This window comes from Hyphomicrobium sp. 1Nfss2.1 (assembly GCF_965243865.1).
Classification (GTDB): Bacteria; Pseudomonadota; Alphaproteobacteria; order Rhizobiales; family Hyphomicrobiaceae; genus Hyphomicrobium_A.
The window spans coordinates 3,188,297-3,205,441 of the sequence record NZ_OZ251603.1 but is presented as its reverse complement, the minus strand read 5'-3'; the positions used below and the strand labels follow the sequence as shown (position 1 = coordinate 3,205,441).

The following is a 17,145-nucleotide window of genomic DNA, read 5'->3' as shown; positions in this document are numbered from 1 at the left end:
CGCTCAGGTGGCGCTGATCCACTGCCGCGCGGCCTCGGCTTCCGCAGTCGGGTAAACCTTCACCTGCGCGGGCATGAGGATGCCGAACGCCATTACCGAAACCTTTATCCATTCGATATCGGTGATTACGGCGATGCGCTCCCACTTGAGGAAGTGCCCCATGCCGACCTTTGTGTCGGCCCACATCGCGCCCAGCTCCATACCGCGGAATTGCGGCCCGATCTGATAATAGAGGCGCACGGTATCGTGCTGGTCGATCGCGCGCTGCACGGCCGGTGCGACAACCTTTTCGTAATCTTCCTTGGTGAGCTCACCCGTAGCCGATAGGGCGATGACGTTTGCTGGAAATCCCTTCAATAACTCGATCATGACCACCTCCGTTGGCTCTCAAGGATGGCGCGATTGTATTGCGCCATTCTGAAATTCTTGGGCCGTCAGCTCGTCGCGCGGGCGGGCAGCGCAGCGACGAGGCGGGTCAGTGTATCGAGGGTGCCAACGTCGAGGCGGCCATCGGCGCGCTGCGGGCGGAAATGAAGCTGGAAACTGCGGACGAGCACGGAGAGCCAGTCGCTGCGCTCGGGGTTCTCGGTGCCGTAGCCATAGGCGCGCATGAGCGCGAGCGTATCTGTGAGGGCTGCGCTGTCGTCATCGAGCAGCTGCGTCGAGGCATCGTCGATAGATGCGGGTGGCACCCAATGGCCGACGCCGTGCTTGGCAAGCCAGGCCCAGTTGAATTTCTCGCCGGGGTCGAGCTTGCGTCCGGGGGCGATGTCCGAATGGGCGAGGATGCGCTCGGCGGGAACAGCATGACGCTTGGCGATGTCGCGGCAGAGTGCGCCCACAGCCTCCATCTGCGGAAGCGGGAAATCGGGATAGCCGTGCTCGTGCCCGGTGTTCTGGATCTCGATGCCGATGGAGGCGGAGTTGATGTCGGTGTTGCCGCCCCAGTGCGAGACGCCAGCGTGCCAGGCGCGCTTTTCCTCCTCGACCATCTGCGTGATGCGGCCATCCTCGTCGACAACGTAATGGCACGAGACCTTGCTCACCGGGTTGGCGAGCCAGCCGATCGCCTTCTCGGCGGACGGCATGCCGGTGTAATGCAGGACAATGATGTCGGGACGGCTGCCGGCGCGGCGCTCTTCGATGTTGGGCGAGGGATAAAGCGTATGCACCAGCGTGGAGTCGGGCTTGAGGATCATGATCCGCCCCGCCCGCCGACCGGCCCGTGCCGATCTTTAACAACGGCGTCGTAGGCTGCATTGATGGCGGCGAGACGCCTGTTGGCGGCACAGCGCAACTCCTGTGGCACGCCCGTTGCCGCCAACCGGTCAGGGTGGTGCTCGCGCACCAGCGCGCGGTGGCGCAGCTTCAAGTCGGCGTCGGAAATGTCGGGGTGGACACCGAGGATCTGATACGGGCTGCACGGGTCGTTGATGAAGCCGGCGCGAACGCTAAGGAACTCTCCGCGCGAAAGACCGAACTTGTCGGCGACGACCTCGAGGAAGCGATCCTCGTCCGGATGCAGGATGCCGTCGGCAGCAGCGACGTGGAACAGGCATTCGAGCAACGCGCGCAACATCTGCGGCTCGTCGGCAAGCAGCGAGGCGATCTTGCCGGCGTAGGTTTCGTAGCCAGCGATGTCCTGCGCGGCGAGATCGTACAGGCGATGGAAGTTTGCACGCTCTTCAGTCGGGACATCGAACACGCGCTCAAAAGCACGTTCCTCGACCGGCAAGGCAACGCCGTCCGCCTTGGCCATCTTGGCCGCCAGTGTCGTCACGGCGATGGTGAAGGCGACAGTGCGGTAGCCGGGCGTCTGGCGCGCCGCGCGGTCGCCAGCGATACGGTTCCACAGCGCGGAGAGCGCGTCGCGCACAGTGCCGCCGGGCTCGATACCGATCGCCTGTGCTATATCCTTCCAAGGCATGCAGAACCCATATCGGCATTCGTGGGCGACTTGAAGCCCCGCGGGGGCCTGCTGCCACCCAGTTCACGCAAAGTCGCAGCAATTGGCGGAAAAATGCGGGCCGGTCCGGGATATGGTCGCGGTTGACGCTAACCGCAACGCCCGATAGCCAACAGGAGCGGTGGTTTCTTCAGCGGGCGGCGAATGGCAGGGCTTCTCAGCGACGAAAAGTGGCATTTCTTCATCGATCGCGGGGGCACGTTTACCGACGTCGTTGCACGCGCACCCGATGGCCGGCTGCTCGCGTGTAAGTTGCTTTCCGAAAACCCTGGTGCGTACGACGACGCCGCGCTCGAAGCGATCCGCCGCTTTCTGAAGGTGCCGAGCGGGGCACCTATTCCGTCGGCGCGCATCGCGACGGTGAGGATGGGGACGACCGTCGCTACCAACGCGCTTTTGGAGCGGAAGGGCGACGCCACCCTGCTCGTCATCACGCGCGGGCTGAAAGACCAGCTCGAGATCGGCACGCAGGCCCGGCCCGACATCTTCGCCAAGCGCATCATCAAGCCGGAGATGCTCTACAGCCGCGTGGTCGAGGCAGACGAGCGCGTGCGCGCGGACGGCACAGTGGAGCGGCCGATCGATCTTACGGCACTCGAAGTTGATCTGCGGCGCGCACGCTCGGAAGGCATCGATGCGGTCGCCATCGTGTTCATGCATGCCTACGCTTTTCCCGAGCACGAGCAGCAGGCTGCGGCCCTGGCGAGAAGCCTGGGCTTTTCCCAGGTTTCGGCGAGCCACGAGGTATCGCCGCTGATCAAGCTGGTGCCGCGCGGGGACACAGCGGTGGCGGACGCCTACCTGTCACCCGTGCTCAACCGCTATGTCGATCGCGTGTCGACAGCGCTGAAAGCCGGTGAAGACGACGAGCTGCGGCTGCTGTTCATGGCTTCGTCGGGCGGATTGAAGTCGGCGCAGACGTTCCGCGGGCGCGATGCCATCCTATCCGGGCCTGCGGGCGGCGTGATCGGCATGGCGGAGACCGCCAAGCGCGCCGGGTTCGACGAGGTCATCGGCTTCGACATGGGCGGCACGTCGACAGACGTTGCGCATTTCGCCGGAGAATATGAGCGCTCGTTCGAGACGCAGATCGCCGGCGTGCGGCTGGCGGTGCCGATGCTGCGCGTGCATACGGTGGCGGCCGGTGGCGGGTCCATCATTTCCTACGACGGCACGCGGTTTCGCGTCGGGCCGGACAGCGCAGGGGCCAACCCCGGCCCGATGGCATATCGCCGGGGCGGGCCGCTGACGGTGACTGATGCCAACGTGATGCTCGGCAAGCTGGACCCCAAGTTCTTTCCGGCAATCTTCGGCGAGGCGCACGATCAGCCGCTCGATGCCGATGGAGTGCGTGCCGCATTCGCCGAGCTGGCGCTGAAGGTGGGAGACGGACGCGAGCCCGAAGAGATCGCCGACGGAGCCATCCGTATCGCCGTCGAGAACATGGCGAATGCCATTAAGAAGATCTCGGTCGAGCGCGGGTATGACGTCACCGAATACGCACTCAACTGCTTCGGCTCAGCGGGCGGACAGCATGCGTGCCTGATCGCCGATACGCTTGGGATCGAAACGGTGCTGGTGCATCCGCTGTCGGGGCTGTTGTCGGCGTACGGGATCGGCCTCGCACGGCAGCGCGCCAGCCGCGAGCGCTCTATCGAAGCGCCGCTGGGCGAAGAATCCATGGATGCACTGGAGAACCTCGCCTATGAGCTCGGCAGCGAGGTGACCGAGGAGTTGCTGGACGAGGGCGTCGAGCACGACGACATTTCCATCGAGAGCTTCGCGCATTTGCGCTATGCGGGCACCGACACTGCGCTGGCTGTGTCAGTGTCGGAGCCGCATTTCATGCGGCGCGACTTCGAGGTGTTGCATCGGCAGCGGTTCGGCTTCGTCTCGCCGGAGAAGGACGTCGTCATAGCGGCGCTGGAAGTTGCGGCGACGGGAAGCGGGACGGCCCCTCAACAAGTCGCCCCTCACCAAGCTTCTGCCCCTCGCCCTGACCCTCTCCGCGTTGAAGGAACGGGGAAAGGGGACAAGACGAAATTCTATTCGCGCGGGGGCTGGCACGAGGCGCCGGTTATTCTGCGCGATCAGCTTGCCAGCGGGTGCGAGATCGCAGGGCCTGCGCTCGTTATCGAGCCGAACCAGACAGTGGTGGTCGAGCCCGGCTGGAAGCTGACGCTGACGGTCGACAACGACATCGTCATGCGGCGGGCGGAGCCACGCCAGCGGGAGCGCCTCGGCTCGGAAGCCGATCCGGTGCTGCTCGAAGTGTTCAACAACCTGTTCATGGCTATCGCGGAGCAGATGGGTGAGGCGCTGCGCAACACGGCGCAGTCGGTGAACATCAAGGAGCGGCTCGACTTCTCCTGCGCGGTGTTCGACGCGACGGGTGCACTCGTCGCCAACGCTCCGCATCTGCCGGTGCATCTGGGCTCGATGGATCGCTCGGTGGAGACGATCATCCGCGAGCGCGGCGCCAGCATGCGTCCGGGCGACAGCTTCATGCTGAATGCGCCGTACAACGGCGGCACGCATCTCCCCGACATCACTGTCGTAACGCCGGTGTTCGCGGACGAAGGGCAACGGCGAGCCTCTCGCCTAGCTTCGGCCCCTCACCCTAACCCTCCCCCCGTCGAACACGGGGAGAGGGAAGTGCTGTTCTACGTGGCGAGCCGCGGGCACCACGAGGACATCGGCGGATTGACGCCCGGGTCGATGACGCCGCGGGCGACGCGGATCGAAGAAGAAGGCGTCTATATCGACAACTTCAAGCTGGTCGATCAAGGGCGGTTCCTCGAAGACGAAACGCGCGCGCTGCTTTGCGGTGCCAAATATCCGGCACGGCGACCTGAAAAGAACATCGCCGACCTCAAAGCGCAGATCGCTGCCAACGCCAAGGGAGAGGCGGAGCTTCGGCGCATGGTCGCACACTTCGGCCTCGAGGTGGTCGAGGCCTACATGCGGCACGTGCAGGACAACGCCGAGGAAGCGGTGCGGCGCCTGATCTCGCGTCTGGATGATGGGCATTTTCGCGTCGAGACCGATCAAGGTGCGGCGGTAGAGGTGCGCATTACGGTCGATCGTGCGGCGCGGTCCGCCAAGGTGGACTTCACCGGAACCAGTGCGCAGCAGGCGAACAACTTCAACGCGCCCGAGCCGGTGACGCGCGCGGCCGTCCTCTACACGTTTCGCGTGATGGTCGATGAGCCGATCCCGATGAATGCCGGGTGCTTGAAGCCGATCGAAATCGTGATCCCCGAAGGCTCTATGCTGCGGCCGACGTATCCCGCGGCGGTGGTGGCCGGCAATGTCGAGACCAGCCAGATCGTTACCAACGCTCTGTTCGGCGCGCTCGGCGCGCTCGGGTCCTCGCAAGGAACGATGAACAATCTCACGTTCGGGGACGAGGCGCTGCAGTACTACGAGACGTTATGCTCAGGCGCGCCAGCCGGGCCTGGTTTCGACGGTGCTGCGGCCGTGCACGTGCACATGACGAACACGCGGCTGACCGATCCGGAGATCTTGGAGCTGCGCTATCCGGTGCTGCTGGAGGAGTTCTCGATCCGGCGTGGCTCGGGCGGCAAGGGCAAGTGGACCAGCGGCGACGGCACGTTGCGCGTCATCCGATTTTTGACGCGCATGCACTGCGCCATCCTTTCCGGCTACCGCAAGGTGCGTCCGTTCGGCGTCGCGGGTGGCGGACCCGGCGAAGCAGGGAGCAATGGCGTGCGGCGGAAAGATGGGGCGATCGAAGCTCTTTCGGGCTGCGATGAGACCGTATTGGACGCCGGAGAAGCCATCATGATCGTCACGCCGACAGGCGGCGGTTATGGCTGCGATTAAAGCCAGCAATTTGAAGTGTTGCAGAAGGCGCCTCATGGGCGCTTTCAGTATTTGCGAAGCGCGATAACTCTTGCCAGATCGGGCCTGGCACCCCTCATTATAGGGGTAACGATGATCGCGAAGGCGACGGATAACAAATGATGAACGCGGCTCGCAAAGTGTTGGTTCGCAAATCGGCCCTGGGTGGCGCGCTGCTCGGCGGCACAATGCTGCTGGGTTTTGCGACTCCCGTATCCGCAGTTCTGGCGGCGGAGACAGAGCCCGTGCCGCAGAACGCTGCGGACATGTCGGTACGCGACATCGCCACGGAGTTGTTCAAAGCCAAGCCCGGCGAGGCGCCCGACTACTCCAACCACGATCTCACCTATCTCGATCTGTCGGGGCTGAACTTCAAAGGCGCTAAGCTTGCCAAGTCGAACTTCTATGGCGCCGACTTCACCGGAGCGAACCTGCGCGGTACGGATATGTCGGGCACGCGCCTCGACCGTGCGACGCTGATCCGTGCAGATTTTTCGGGCGCCAATCTCTCCGGTGCCAGCATCCTGCGGCCGACGATCTATTCGGACCTGTCAGAGAACCTTGCCGATGCGCCGCGGTTTGCCGGCGCAAACCTAAGTGGCCTTCGCGTCATGGCCAATCTCTCGGGCTCTGATTTTCACGGTGCCGACCTGAGCGACGCGAACTTCACGCCGCGCGAAGTGCGGGCTGGCCAGGGCACCATCACCACGCTGTCGAAGAACCTTCTGAAGTCGTGCGACTTTACCAAGGCGATCATGCGCGGCGGCAACTTCGAGCATGCGCTGATGACGTTCTCGAGGTTCAACGGCGCCGACCTGACAAATGCCAACCTGAGAAACACCGATCTTTCCCGCGCCGACTTCACCGGGGCGGATTTGACAGGTGCCGATTTGACGGGAGCCGATCTCGACGGCGCGACGCTGCTGGGCGTCAAGGGCCTCGACAAGGCGAAGGGGCTTTCGACAGCGCTCAACTTCGACAAGACGATCCGTTAGTCAGCAAGCGCGGACGGCAACAAAAAAGCCAGGGCAATGCCCTGGCTTTCGTTTGCATTCACTGCCTTCGAGTTCAGGTGATAGCGCCTTGTGGGCGGTCGCCAGGCCGCCCCCAGCGCTCGGAGATGTACCGGTCGAACGCTTCGCGGTCTCTGGCCTTTCGGCGCTGCTCCAGGAAGTCGCGGAACTTCTCGCGTTCCTCGTCGAGACGGCGGAGCGTGTCGGCGCGGTACTCGTCGAAGGCCGCATTGCCGCTGTTCTTGAAGAACGGCTGCGCGGAAGTCGTGCGGGCGCTTGCAGGCGAAGACTGGACCTGCTGCCAGTAGCGCGACTGACGACGCCAGGCGATGACGCCGAAGACGAGCAGAACCAGAGGCCAGGCGAGCCAGAAGAGCGCCGCGACCAGCCAGACCGCAGCCCAGGCGAACATGACCAATGCTGCGAAGATGAAGCCGATGAAGCCGAGGATCAGAGGCATGGACCGCCGCTCCCTAGAGGTTGAACATCAAGGTGCCAGGACGGCACGCCGCCCTGGCAGGATTCATATAGGAACGATTTAGGCAGATGCGCCCTCGGTGCCGTCAGTTGGACGGGTGCGGCGGTCGGCCATGAACTGGTCGAACTCCGCCTTGTCTTTCGCCTTGCGGAGGCGCTCGAGGAATTCGCGGAACTCGCGCTGTTCGTCTTCGAGGCGGCGCAGCGTCTCCTCGCGGTAGTCGTCGAAGGCGGCGTTGCCGCTCGACTGGAAGCCGCCACGGAACTCACGGCCAAAGCGTTCCATCTTGCGATCCCACCGATCCGCCCAGCGCTGCTGCCAGCGGCTCATGTCACCGTAACGTCCACCACAACCCATGCGTCCGCTCCATAGCAAGTAGGCAAGGATGGCGAGGCCCACGGGCCAGAACAGGATGAAGCCGGCGACCATGACGGCAATCCATGCGGGTTTGCCGTAGTCGTCGAGCGTCGCCACAACCCCAGTCATTGAAGGTCTCTCCATGTGAATGTTTATCACATTTACATAGTTGGCAGGTGGCCGGGAGCCCGTCAAGAGGCGCGCTCGGAAAAATTGGAACGCCGGATTTAGGCCTGAGACGGGTTGGCTTGAAGTGGGCGGCAACCCGAGGCCGCGCTCTCGCTACACATGGTGCGCCGTGGCCCGTAGCGCCAGACGTCCCACGTCGGAGCAGCGCATGCGCGGAAGCAATCGCCCCAATGCTGGACGCTCGTCAGCCATCAAACGTGGAGGAAGGGCCGGCGCGACATTGGTGCCGCAACTGATGAGTACCGCCCGTAGGCGACGCGGTAGAGCGAACCTGAAGTGCTCTCCCTCTCGACGAGAGCATGGGAGAGACAAACGATCGTTGCTACGCCGATGAGAGAACGGCGGCGCCGCACGCGCCGCCGTCTCATAACATCAGCGCTTCTTCTTGACGGCCTTGCGCTTCACTTTCTTGGCGGCGACCTTGCGCTTCACCGGCGACTTTTTCTTCTTCACCGGCTTCGCCGGTTTGTCGGCAGCCTGCGTGAGCGCAGACGCTGCAAGCTTCTTGATCTCGGCGGGAGTGAGCGATGCAGGCGACTTCAACGCCTTCGATGCGATCTTTGCAACTGCTGCCGATGTCTTCTCGTTAGCTGCCATGAGTTCAATCCATCTGTGTCAATGAATGAGAGATCAATTGCTATACATCGGTTTTGCTCAGAGAGCACGCATTGCGTCACGCATCGTTCGTCGTGACGCATCTACTTGTCGGCGGGAACGCCAAGACCGTCGAGATAGATGAGCACTGCAGCTTCCAACAGATCGTCGGGCGACATCGGAATCGTGCGTCGCGCAGCATCGCCTCTGCCAAACAGCGATGCGATGCCATGGCTGAGAGACCAGATGTGCAGCGCCATCATCAACGAGGGAGGACGCTTCTCCTTCGGCATGGTTGCTGCGACCGCCTCACATGCCTGACGCAACACGTTGAATGCACGATCCCCGGCTTCACGAACCTCCGGATAATCGTTGAGCGGTACGCCGCTTTCGAACATCGCCGAGAACTGGGCCGGCTCCTTGGCGGCGAACTCCAGATAGGCGCGGCCGACGCGTTCGAATGCTGAGCGCGGCGTCGGCTTGCCGTCATCCCACGCTCGCAACAACGCCTCGGCAAATGCATCAAAGCCGCGGCGCGCGATGTCGGCCATCAGCGCGTCGCGGTCGCGGAAATGGCGATACGGGGCGGCTGGACTGACGCCGGCTGCGCGCGCGGCATCGGCGAAGGTGAAGCCGGCCGGCCCCTTCTTGGATATGAGATCGAGCGCGGCGGCGATGAGCGCTTCGCGCAGATTTCCGTGATGATAGCCGCGGCGCGAGCCCGGGCCGTCCTTGTGCCATGTCATGGCGCGCTTTTAGCGCAATTCGTGGCTGGAGAGCTATGAGGCCGTGAGAATGTGCACGCTGAACAGGTTCTCAGGGTCGGTCAGAACCTCGCGCGACTGCCATCCCGCCCGCTGCACCAGGGCAGCGAAACCGGCGATATCGTACTTATGCGAGTGCTCCGTGTGGATGCGCTCACCGTCGGCAAAGCGGAACCTGTGGCCGAGGACGTTCACCGTCTGGGCGCGTCCGCTGACGAGATGCATATCGATCCGGCCGTGGCGCACGTCGTAGGTGGCGAGATGAGAGAAGGCGCCCGGGTCGAAATCCGCACCCAGCTCGCGGTTGGCACGCCGCAGCAGGTTGAGATTGAACGCGGCAGTCACGCCTTCCGCATCATCGTATGCGGCGATGAGGCGGCGCACGTCCTTCTTCAAATCAGCGCCGATGATGAGGATTGCCCCCTTGCCGAGGATGGCGCGCATGCTGGTCAGCAACGCGACGGCATCCGCCTCGGCGAGGTTGCCGATCGTCGAGCCGGGAAAAAAGCCGACGCGGGCGTGCCCGGCGATCGCCGCGGGTAGCGGCAGCGGCCGCGAGAAATCGCCAACGACGGGTGTGACGCGCAGGCGCGGAAAGCGCTCCGCAATGCGTGCGCGGGCATCATCGAGCGCTGCTGGGCTGATGTCGATCGGCACGTAGGCATGGAGATCGTCCATTTCGGCGAGCAGCAACTCGGTCTTGGTGCTCGAGCCGGACCCGAATTCGATCAGCACGGCACCGGGAGGAACAAGCTGGGAAAGATGCGTCGCGTGCGCGCGCAGGATGCCCGTCTCGGTACGCGTGGGATAGTATTCGGGGAGGCTGGTGATCTGCTCGAAGAGGCGGCTGCCCTCGGCATCGTAGAAGAAGCGGCACGGGATAGCCTTGTTGCGCTTCGACAGACCGCTGACGAGGGCGGTGGCGAACTCGCTCGGTTCGCCGTGGATATCGCACAGGAATGCCTCAGCTTCGGCGTCACGTGCATCAGTGGCGGCGTCGAGGCCGTAGTCGTCGTCGAGGTTCATGCGTCATCCTCAGCAAGGCGCACGCCGGTGAACTGCCAGCGCTGGTGCGGGTAAAAGAAGTTGCGGTAGCTGGTGCGAATGTGGCCCGGCGGGGTTGCACAAGAACCGCCGCGGAGCACGTTCTGGCTGACCATGAACTTGCCGTTGTATTCACCGACTGCGCCCGGCGCAGGGCGATAGCCGGGGTATGGCAGGTAGGCGCTTGATGTCCATTCCCACACGTCGCCGAAGAGCTGGGCGAGGCGGCCCGGCGCGGCCTGCGCCCCGCATGGGCGCAAAGTTTCGGCGCCGAGATCGTTGCCTTCAACGGGATAGCCGGAAGTCGCCGCTTCCCACTCGAACTCTGTCGGCAGACGCTTACCGGCCCAAGTCGCAAAGGCATTGGCCTCGTAATAGCTGATGTGGGTCACCGGGCGTTCGAGATCGACTGGCCGCAATCCTTCGAGCGTCATCTGGTGCCAGACGCCGTCGCGCTGCTCCCAGTAAAGGGGCGCCGTCCATCCCTGCACCTTGATCGTCGACCAGCCATCGGCGAGCCACAGCAGTGGATCGCGATAGCCGCCATCCTCCATGAAGGAGAGCCACTCGGCATTGGTCACGCAGCGATTGGCAAGGCGATATGGGTAGAGCAGCGCTTCGTGGCGCGGCCCCTCGTTGTCGTAGGAAAACCCAGCGCCGTCGTGGCCTATCGCGTGTATGCCGCCAGAGAAAGGAATGAACTCCAGGTCGATGGCGGACGACTGGGCAAGAGTTTGCGATTGCCGGTAGGCCGGGCGCAGCGGCTCAGCGGCGAACAGGCTAAGAATGTCGGTCAGCAGAAGCTCTTGATGCTGCTGCTCGTGATTGATGCCGAGCTCGATCAGCGCGGCCAACGGATCGGGCGAGGCGTCGACAACGCCCTCGTCGAACAGACGCGCAAGCGCGGCATCGACGTGGGCGCGGTATTCCCGCACTTGGGCGACAGACGGGCGCGTCAACAGTCCGCGCCGGGCGCGCGGATGACGGTCGCCTTTGCTCTCGTAGTATGAATTGAAGCAATACTCGAAGTCGGGTGAGAACTCGCGATAGTCCGACAGCGTCGGCTTCAGGATGAACGACTCGTAGAACCAGGTGGTGTGGGCGAGGTGCCACTTGGTGGGGCTGGCATCATCCATCGACTGAACAACTTGGTCTTCGTCGGACAAAGGTGCCGCAAGCGAGAGCGATAGATTTCGGCTGGAAAGCAGGCGCTCGTACAAATCGCCCTGACGCTTGCTAGAGCGCGGAAATGCGGTCTTTTCGACCGAGAGCGTTGAAAGCACAGGGAGCCTCTAGATTTTCGTTGGGGTCTGACACCGCCAATGGATGGCGCGATGCCGCGCAGGGCGAGTTACTTGCTAACGAACCAGTGTAACCGTTGGTTCGCCGCACCGCGAAAAAAGTTACCGCGCCCCGCCGCAATGGTCTGTTGCCCGACGGCTAACAATCTTCATCCAATTGTCTCGATGATCCACACGCGTCCTTCAGCGTGACCGCCCTACGCTTCTCCGATTGGGCGCCCCGGGGATGCGAGGAACGGGCATGGCACGATTTGAGCTGGAAATCGGAGCTTTGGTTCAGTTCGCGGGTGCGCAGTTCGCTGGGCTCGAGACCGGTCATATGGCGCCTGAGGTGTCATATCGCATCGAACAGCTGCTGATGCTCGACGACGGCGCCACGCTCTATCGCATCCGCTGCGACGCAGAGCCGTTCGACCGTGTGGTGTCGGCTTGGCAGCTCGCCCGTGTGATCAACTCATCTCAAGCGTGAAGGAGCGCATCATGCGCGTTGTGATCGTCGCTGCGCTGTTTGCATTGTCGTCCATCGCGATGGCGGCGGACACGCCGAGCGTCGAGTTCGGGAACGAGACGTATTCGCTCGGCTTCGAGGACCAGCGCGCGCTGCCTGACGGGCAGCCGGGGAACGGGCTTGCGGAGTTCACCCTTCCGGGCGAGAGCGTCGACAACTGGTCGAAGCTCTTTGCGTTCTATTCGTATCCGGAGATGAACGTCGACCCGGTCACGGCGGTTGAAGCCGTAGGAAAGGCAGTCAAAGAGCATAACAAGGACGCCAACTACGCCATCGTGACCAACGACAAGGGAGAGGCGATCATCGATTTTCTCACCTGGGCGCCCGGCAGCGACGTGATGGAATTCAACGTCTTCAAATATGCTCCGGCCGCCGATGGGCGTGGCCTCGTCGCCATGCAGTACGCGCAGCACGTGAAGCTGGGCGATACCGACGTCGAACAGATGCGCGAATTGCGGGCAACTTCGGTCGCCGACATGGCGGCAACAGACATCGATCAGGCACAGAAGTATTTCGCCGCCAAACGCGCCCGGTCGGCGTCGGCCGGGGAGCCGTCTGCGCTTGCGCGCGCTGGCCGCACCCGCTGAAATGGGCTAGCGTGCAGCGCCGCAACGTGTGGGTAGGTGCCGCATGCGCCTGGTGCTTCTCGCAATCGTGTTTGGCGCACTGGCCGTGCCGCCAGTCGTGCAGCGGATCCAACAGGACTTCGTCTGCTGGGAAGCCGACATGGAATTTCCCGTCGACTGCGGCGACGAGGATGACGATTGAACCTCAACGCGATCGCGCATGAGGCTCTATCCCATCCCGCTATTTGCAAACAGTCTTCAGGCCATCCGAACCGCGGCGCGCAAGATCGACGTGGAAGTGGTCGGCGTGCAGCGAGTTGTAGTTGGGACCAAGCACCGTGGTGAACTCCTGGCAGGCGCCAGCGTGCACAGCGCGTAAGAACGTACGTTCGCGGTAATCGCCGCGCCAGCCCCGCTTCACCGAGATGCGGCGACCGTCGGCGAGGACGAAGCCGGAGACGTCGAGCGCGTTGGCGTGTCCATGCTCCGACAAGATCGAACCGCTGGCGTGATTGATTGGCCGGCACGCGTATGAACCCGCGATGCTGAGCTGCGCCAACGGCACGCCGTAGATGCGGCGCGCAGCGGGCCCGATCGTATTGACGACCCAGTTGTTGACCTGGGGGATCATCGGGCAGCGCAGGTAGGCGACAGGGCTCAGGGTGACGCGGCCACCGTCGGCGGCAGCCATCTCGAAGGGGCGCTCGGCGCCGCACGCGCTCGGTCCGCCGAGCGACAGCTTGGTCTTGACGAAGGGGCTTTCGCGAACCGCTCCGGAGGCGAGGCACGCGCGCTCCTCGATCGCCCGCCAGGGTTCGTCCTTGGCAATAAAGGATTGGCCAGTGCCGCCACAGCCAGTGAGCAGCACGGGGACAAGAATGCCAAAAGCTACGCGCAACGGGACGGATGGCATGGTGGGACGCTAACCGCGGTAACCCTAACGAATTGTGAATCTGCCATCTTTCCCAGCCGCATAGAGCCAGGGCATTCGGGCGCCATTACGACTCAAAAGCGGCGCGATCAGACAGGGCAGAACGAGACAACGCCCCAGCAAAAGTTATCCACAGCTGGAATGCCGCGATTGCTGCAACGTATGCAGACCTGTCACCTTTGGCTTGTTAAGTATTGGGTGTCTGGAGCAATCCAGGCCCCCAGGCAGTGGCCAATTCGTAATGCGTATGTGTCGCAAATCTGGGTGTGTACTGCGTCTTGGCCCCGGCATTGATCGGCCGCCGATCTCATGGCAACCCCGCGTTTGTCTTTCGAGATTCCGGTGCCGGTCGCCGGGGCCTCGTATGCGGGCCTGTCGGATCGCCGATTAGGACTGCTCTGCCAAGAACTCCAGAACCGCCTGCTTGAACAGCTTGTCGCCGACGGTCTTCATGTGATCGCGGTCGGGCAGCATCACAGCACGCGCGCCCGGTATCAGGGCGGCGAGAGCCTCGGCCGGGCCGCCGATGACATCCCTCTCCCCCACAACCACAAGCACCGGGCAGCGGAGTTCCCCCACCGCCTCGGGTGTTATGCGGGCGCGCGATGAGCGAATGCAGGCGGCGAGCGCTTTGAGGTCGCTTTTCGTCTGCTCGGCGAAGGCGCGGAAGGTACGCGCGGTCGGATGCGTCACGTCATCGATGGTCGGCGCTTCCAGTGCCTGCGCTACAGGACCGGTGCCGGCGACGCCACGCACCATGTTGATGCCGAGCCCGCCGAAGGTGAGCGAATGCACCCGCTGCGGGTGGGCGATGGCGAGAAAGGCCGCGATGCGCGCGCCCATCGAGTAGCCGACCACGTGCGCTTTCTCGACGCCGAGATGATCGAGAAGACGGCGAGCATCCTCCGCCATGAGCGGCGCGCCGTAGTCGGTGAGATTGTAGAGCTTGGCGCTGTGACCGTGGCCGCGGTTGTCGTAGGCGATGACGCGGAAACCGGCATTGGTCAGCAACTTCACCCAGCCGGTCTCGCCCCAATTGGTCGAGACGTTGGAAGCGAAGCCGTGAATGAGGAGGACCGGGTCCCCCTCGCCCTCGTCGATGTAGGCGATTTCGACGCCGTCCGAGCTGAATTTCTGCACCGTTCGGTTCCTCACGCGGAGCGCGCTTTTGCCATCGCGCGCACCCCTATCATTTGCCACCGGCCGGCGCTATGGTCCCGCCAGCACATCAAGAACTGCAGGGCAAATCAATGGCCTCCAGCCCCGTCCCCCACCTCGCCAACGATCAGGGCGTGGAGAAGATCTTCATCGGCGTGCGCGAACTCAACTGCATGGGTGCCCGGCCGCCGTTCGATCATCCGCACGTCTATCTCGACATGGGTGGCGACGGTCAGATCCTCTGCCCCTACTGCTCGACGCTTTATATCTACGATCCGCGGCTCGCCGCCGACGAGAGTGATCCGGCGGGCGCGATCGTCAATCTCGTCGAGGATGCGGCCTAGCGGGCTCGCACGCTGCAATACCCATGTCCCTTCCACAGCTCGATCCTCTGGCGAATTCCAACGCGGAGGCGGCGGTGGCGCGTGCGCACGACGGCGGCTGCGCCGATCGGGTGCTGATTGCCGGCGGTGGTATCGGCGGGTTGTCGACAGCGCTGGCATTGGCGCAACGCGGCATCGCCTCGCACGTGCTCGAGCGGCGTCCGGCTTTTCACGAGGAAGGCGCCGGCATTCAGCTCGGCCCCAACGGCACGCGCATTCTGCAGCATCTAGGCGTCGCCGATGCGCTGCGTGCACGCGTGGGCGAGCCAGAAGCGCTCAGCGTGCGCGATGGGGCGAGCGGCGCGAAACTCACCCGGATGCCTCTCGGGGAATGGATCACAGCACGCCACGGGGCACCCTATTGGGTGGCACATAGAAAAGACCTGCACGCAGTGCTGGCCGACGCGGCACGCGCCAATCCGCTGATCTCATTGTCGCTCGGCTTCGGCGCATCGCAGGTGGCGAGCGACGATCAGCGCGTCTGCGTTGCCAGCGACGCGGGCGAAGCACATTTCGGCTCTGCGCTGATCGCGGCGGATGGCGTCTGGTCCGGTCTGCGCACGAAGTTGATCGACGACAGCAAGCCGCGCTTTTCAGGCAAGAGCGCGGTGCGTAGCGTCATTGCGCGCGAAGAGCTACCGGCGGACTTTCTCCGTAACGAGGTGACGATCTGGCTGTTTCCGCAGGCGCACGTCGTGCATTATCCAGTCTCGGGCGGGACGGAGTTGGCGATCATCGTCGTACTCGATGATGACCGACACGACACCGATTGGAGTGCGGCGGTGGCGCCAGATTGGGTGGCGCAAAACATGCCCGCCTGCGCCGCCCCGCTGCAGGCTCTGATCCGCTGCGCGCCGGCATGGAAGCGCTGGTCGCTGCAGTCGCTGCCGGTTCCCGGGGAATGGACGCGCGGCCGCATCGCGTTGCTGGGCGACGCGGCGCATCCGGTCATGCCGTTCTTTGCGCAAGGTGCGGTGATGGCGCTGGAGGATGCAGTCGCCCTTGCCGATGCGCTGGCACTTAGACCGGATAACGTTCCGCAGGCGCTGCGCTCGTATCAGCGAATGCGGCGTCCGCGCGTCGTCCGCGTTGCCGATGCCTCGCGGAACAACGGACGCATCTATCATCTCGGTGGCGCGTCCGCGGTGGTGCGCAACCTGGTGCTGCGCTACGCGCCGCCGGAGCGACTCATGGCGCGATACGATTGGCTCTATGGCTGGAAGGCCGGAGATCAGGTGTAGACGAGACGCTCGACAGCGATGCGCATGAAGTTGTCGTAGAGGCGCCGCGAATTGCCTAGCAACTCCGAAAAGCCCTCGCTCACGCGGACGTGCAACGTCTGCACGAAGCCTGGCGGATGCAGGCGGCTCAGCGCTTCCTGACCGGCAGCGTCGGACGACCAATCGACGACGGATTGGTCCGTCGCCTCGACGTGGTATTGCAGTCCGAAGGCGCTCGAGCCGTAGGCGAATGCCGCGATCGGGCAATCGCTGGTCGAGGCAAGGACGATCGAACCGTCAGGTAGCGCCTTGACCTCGGCACCGTGCCACTGCAATCCGCGCTTCCGGCTGTTGAAGCCGGCGTAGAGCGGGTGACGCTGCCCTTCGGGACTCAGCGCAATCTCAAGCAGATTGATCTCGCCCACGGTTGCCGGCCCGACCTGGCCGCCAAGCGAGTCGGCGAGCAGTTGATGACCGAGGCAGACGCCGAGGAACGGCTTGTCTTGCTCGACGACCCAGCGGCGGATGGCTGCCTTTTCCTCTTTCAGCCAGGGATAGGTATCCTCGTCCCAAACATTCATCGGCCCGCCCATCACCATCAGGATGTCGAACTGGTCGAGGTCTGGAAGCGGCTCGCCGCGATCAAGCTTCACGATAGCGGGCGCGATCCCATCCACGCGCAGATGGCCGGCGAGGGTGCCCGCGTGGCATGATTCTGCGTGCTGGAAGATGACGACGCGCGGCAGCATCGGAGGTCATTTCTCAGTTTCCCCGTGGGAAATCGGTATTCCCATAGCATGTCGATTGCA

Annotated in this window: 19 protein-coding genes; 7 read left to right on the top strand and 12 right to left on the bottom strand. The window is 63.7% G+C overall.

The genetic code is table 11. From position 1 onward, the window contains the following. Window positions 1–3 precede the first annotated feature (3 nt). The 3 genes from ACP15D_RS15570 to ACP15D_RS15560 all read right to left on the bottom strand — a co-directional run bounded on the left by ACP15D_RS15570 (window position 4) and on the right by ACP15D_RS15560 (window position 1,927). Entirely contained in the window at window positions 4–369 is a 366-nt protein-coding gene (locus ACP15D_RS15570) for an STAS/SEC14 domain-containing protein (RefSeq protein ID WP_424958346.1), read from the bottom strand. A 65-nt stretch (window positions 370–434) separates the two neighbouring features. Then, window positions 435–1,199, bottom strand: coding sequence for an N-acetylmuramoyl-L-alanine amidase (locus tag ACP15D_RS15565; RefSeq protein ID WP_424958345.1), 765 nt, complete (start codon window positions 1,197–1,199; stop codon window positions 435–437). Next, window positions 1,196–1,927, bottom strand: coding sequence for a TerB family tellurite resistance protein (locus ACP15D_RS15560; protein WP_424958344.1), 732 nt, complete (start codon window positions 1,925–1,927; stop codon window positions 1,196–1,198). The genes ACP15D_RS15565 and ACP15D_RS15560 overlap by 4 nt, the downstream gene beginning before the upstream one ends. 183 nt (window positions 1,928–2,110) lie before the next feature. Here ACP15D_RS15560 and ACP15D_RS15555 point away from each other — a divergent pair, with 183 nt between their 5' ends. Both ACP15D_RS15555 and ACP15D_RS15550 read left to right on the top strand, forming a co-directional pair. Continuing rightward, entirely contained in the window at window positions 2,111–5,812 is a 3,702-nt protein-coding gene (locus ACP15D_RS15555; protein WP_424958343.1) for a hydantoinase B/oxoprolinase family protein, read from the top strand. A gap of 137 nt (window positions 5,813–5,949) precedes the next feature. Beyond that, window positions 5,950–6,825, top strand: a complete 876-nt coding sequence (locus tag ACP15D_RS15550) for a pentapeptide repeat-containing protein (RefSeq protein WP_424958342.1) — start codon at window positions 5,950–5,952, stop codon at window positions 6,823–6,825. Between the two features lie 73 nt (window positions 6,826–6,898). Here ACP15D_RS15550 and ACP15D_RS15545 read toward each other — a convergent pair whose 3' ends face one another. The 6 genes from ACP15D_RS15545 to egtB form a co-directional block, all read right to left on the bottom strand. Further along, the gene (locus ACP15D_RS15545) at window positions 6,899–7,303 is read right to left on the bottom strand and encodes a DUF2852 domain-containing protein (RefSeq protein WP_424958341.1); all 405 of its coding nucleotides are present in this window, start codon (window positions 7,301–7,303) and stop codon (window positions 6,899–6,901) included. 78 nt (window positions 7,304–7,381) lie between these two features. After that, complete coding sequence (locus ACP15D_RS15540) at window positions 7,382–7,807, bottom strand: DUF2852 domain-containing protein (RefSeq protein ID WP_424958340.1); 426 nt, start codon at window positions 7,805–7,807, stop codon at window positions 7,382–7,384. 432 nt (window positions 7,808–8,239) lie between these two features. Next, complete coding sequence (locus ACP15D_RS15535; protein ID WP_424958339.1) at window positions 8,240–8,464, bottom strand: hypothetical protein; 225 nt, start codon at window positions 8,462–8,464, stop codon at window positions 8,240–8,242. A gap of 101 nt (window positions 8,465–8,565) precedes the next feature. Further along, the gene (locus ACP15D_RS15530) at window positions 8,566–9,207 is read right to left on the bottom strand and encodes a TetR/AcrR family transcriptional regulator (RefSeq protein ID WP_424958338.1); all 642 of its coding nucleotides are present in this window, start codon (window positions 9,205–9,207) and stop codon (window positions 8,566–8,568) included. A gap of 33 nt (window positions 9,208–9,240) precedes the next feature. Beyond that, the gene (gene egtD, locus ACP15D_RS15525; protein WP_424958337.1) at window positions 9,241–10,251 is read right to left on the bottom strand and encodes an L-histidine N(alpha)-methyltransferase; all 1,011 of its coding nucleotides are present in this window, start codon (window positions 10,249–10,251) and stop codon (window positions 9,241–9,243) included. Beyond that, window positions 10,248–11,552, bottom strand: a complete 1,305-nt coding sequence (gene egtB / locus ACP15D_RS15520; protein WP_424958336.1) for an ergothioneine biosynthesis protein EgtB — start codon at window positions 11,550–11,552, stop codon at window positions 10,248–10,250. The genes egtD and egtB overlap by 4 nt, the downstream gene beginning before the upstream one ends. Before the next feature lie 259 nt (window positions 11,553–11,811). Here egtB and ACP15D_RS15515 point away from each other — a divergent pair, with 259 nt between their 5' ends. From ACP15D_RS15515 to ACP15D_RS15505, 3 genes are read left to right on the top strand one after another with little or no spacing between them, the layout of a single operon-like run. After that, a complete protein-coding gene (locus ACP15D_RS15515; RefSeq protein ID WP_424958335.1) occupies window positions 11,812–12,039 on the top strand; it encodes a hypothetical protein in 228 nt (75 codons plus the stop codon). A gap of 11 nt (window positions 12,040–12,050) precedes the next feature. Continuing rightward, window positions 12,051–12,665, top strand: a complete 615-nt coding sequence (locus tag ACP15D_RS15510) for a hypothetical protein (protein ID WP_424958334.1) — start codon at window positions 12,051–12,053, stop codon at window positions 12,663–12,665. A 43-nt stretch (window positions 12,666–12,708) separates the two neighbouring features. Continuing rightward, window positions 12,709–12,846, top strand: coding sequence for a hypothetical protein (locus ACP15D_RS15505; RefSeq protein WP_424958333.1), 138 nt, complete (start codon window positions 12,709–12,711; stop codon window positions 12,844–12,846). 39 nt (window positions 12,847–12,885) lie between these two features. Here ACP15D_RS15505 and ACP15D_RS15500 read toward each other — a convergent pair whose 3' ends face one another. Beyond that, window positions 12,886–13,557 (bottom strand): extensin family protein, encoded by a 672-nt coding sequence (locus tag ACP15D_RS15500; protein ID WP_424958332.1) that lies wholly within the window; start codon window positions 13,555–13,557, stop codon window positions 12,886–12,888. Window positions 13,558–13,962: 405 nt separating this feature from the next. Further along, window positions 13,963–14,715, bottom strand: a complete 753-nt coding sequence (locus tag ACP15D_RS15495) for an alpha/beta fold hydrolase (RefSeq protein ID WP_424958331.1) — start codon at window positions 14,713–14,715, stop codon at window positions 13,963–13,965. A gap of 110 nt (window positions 14,716–14,825) precedes the next feature. On the opposite strand from ACP15D_RS15495, the gene ACP15D_RS15490 reads away from it, so the two are divergent. Together ACP15D_RS15490 and ACP15D_RS15485 are read left to right on the top strand one after the other, a co-directional pair. Further along, entirely contained in the window at window positions 14,826–15,077 is a 252-nt protein-coding gene (locus tag ACP15D_RS15490; protein ID WP_072375856.1) for a zinc-finger domain-containing protein, read from the top strand. Between the two features lie 23 nt (window positions 15,078–15,100). Continuing rightward, window positions 15,101–16,357, top strand: a complete 1,257-nt coding sequence (locus tag ACP15D_RS15485; RefSeq protein ID WP_424958330.1) for an FAD-dependent monooxygenase — start codon at window positions 15,101–15,103, stop codon at window positions 16,355–16,357. Here ACP15D_RS15485 and ACP15D_RS15480 read toward each other — a convergent pair. Next, on the bottom strand, window positions 16,348–17,085 hold the full coding sequence (locus ACP15D_RS15480; RefSeq protein WP_424958329.1) for a type 1 glutamine amidotransferase: 738 nt from the start codon (window positions 17,083–17,085) through the stop codon (window positions 16,348–16,350). The two genes, ACP15D_RS15485 and ACP15D_RS15480, sit on opposite strands and share 10 nt — an antisense overlap. Window positions 17,086–17,145 lie beyond the last annotated feature (60 nt).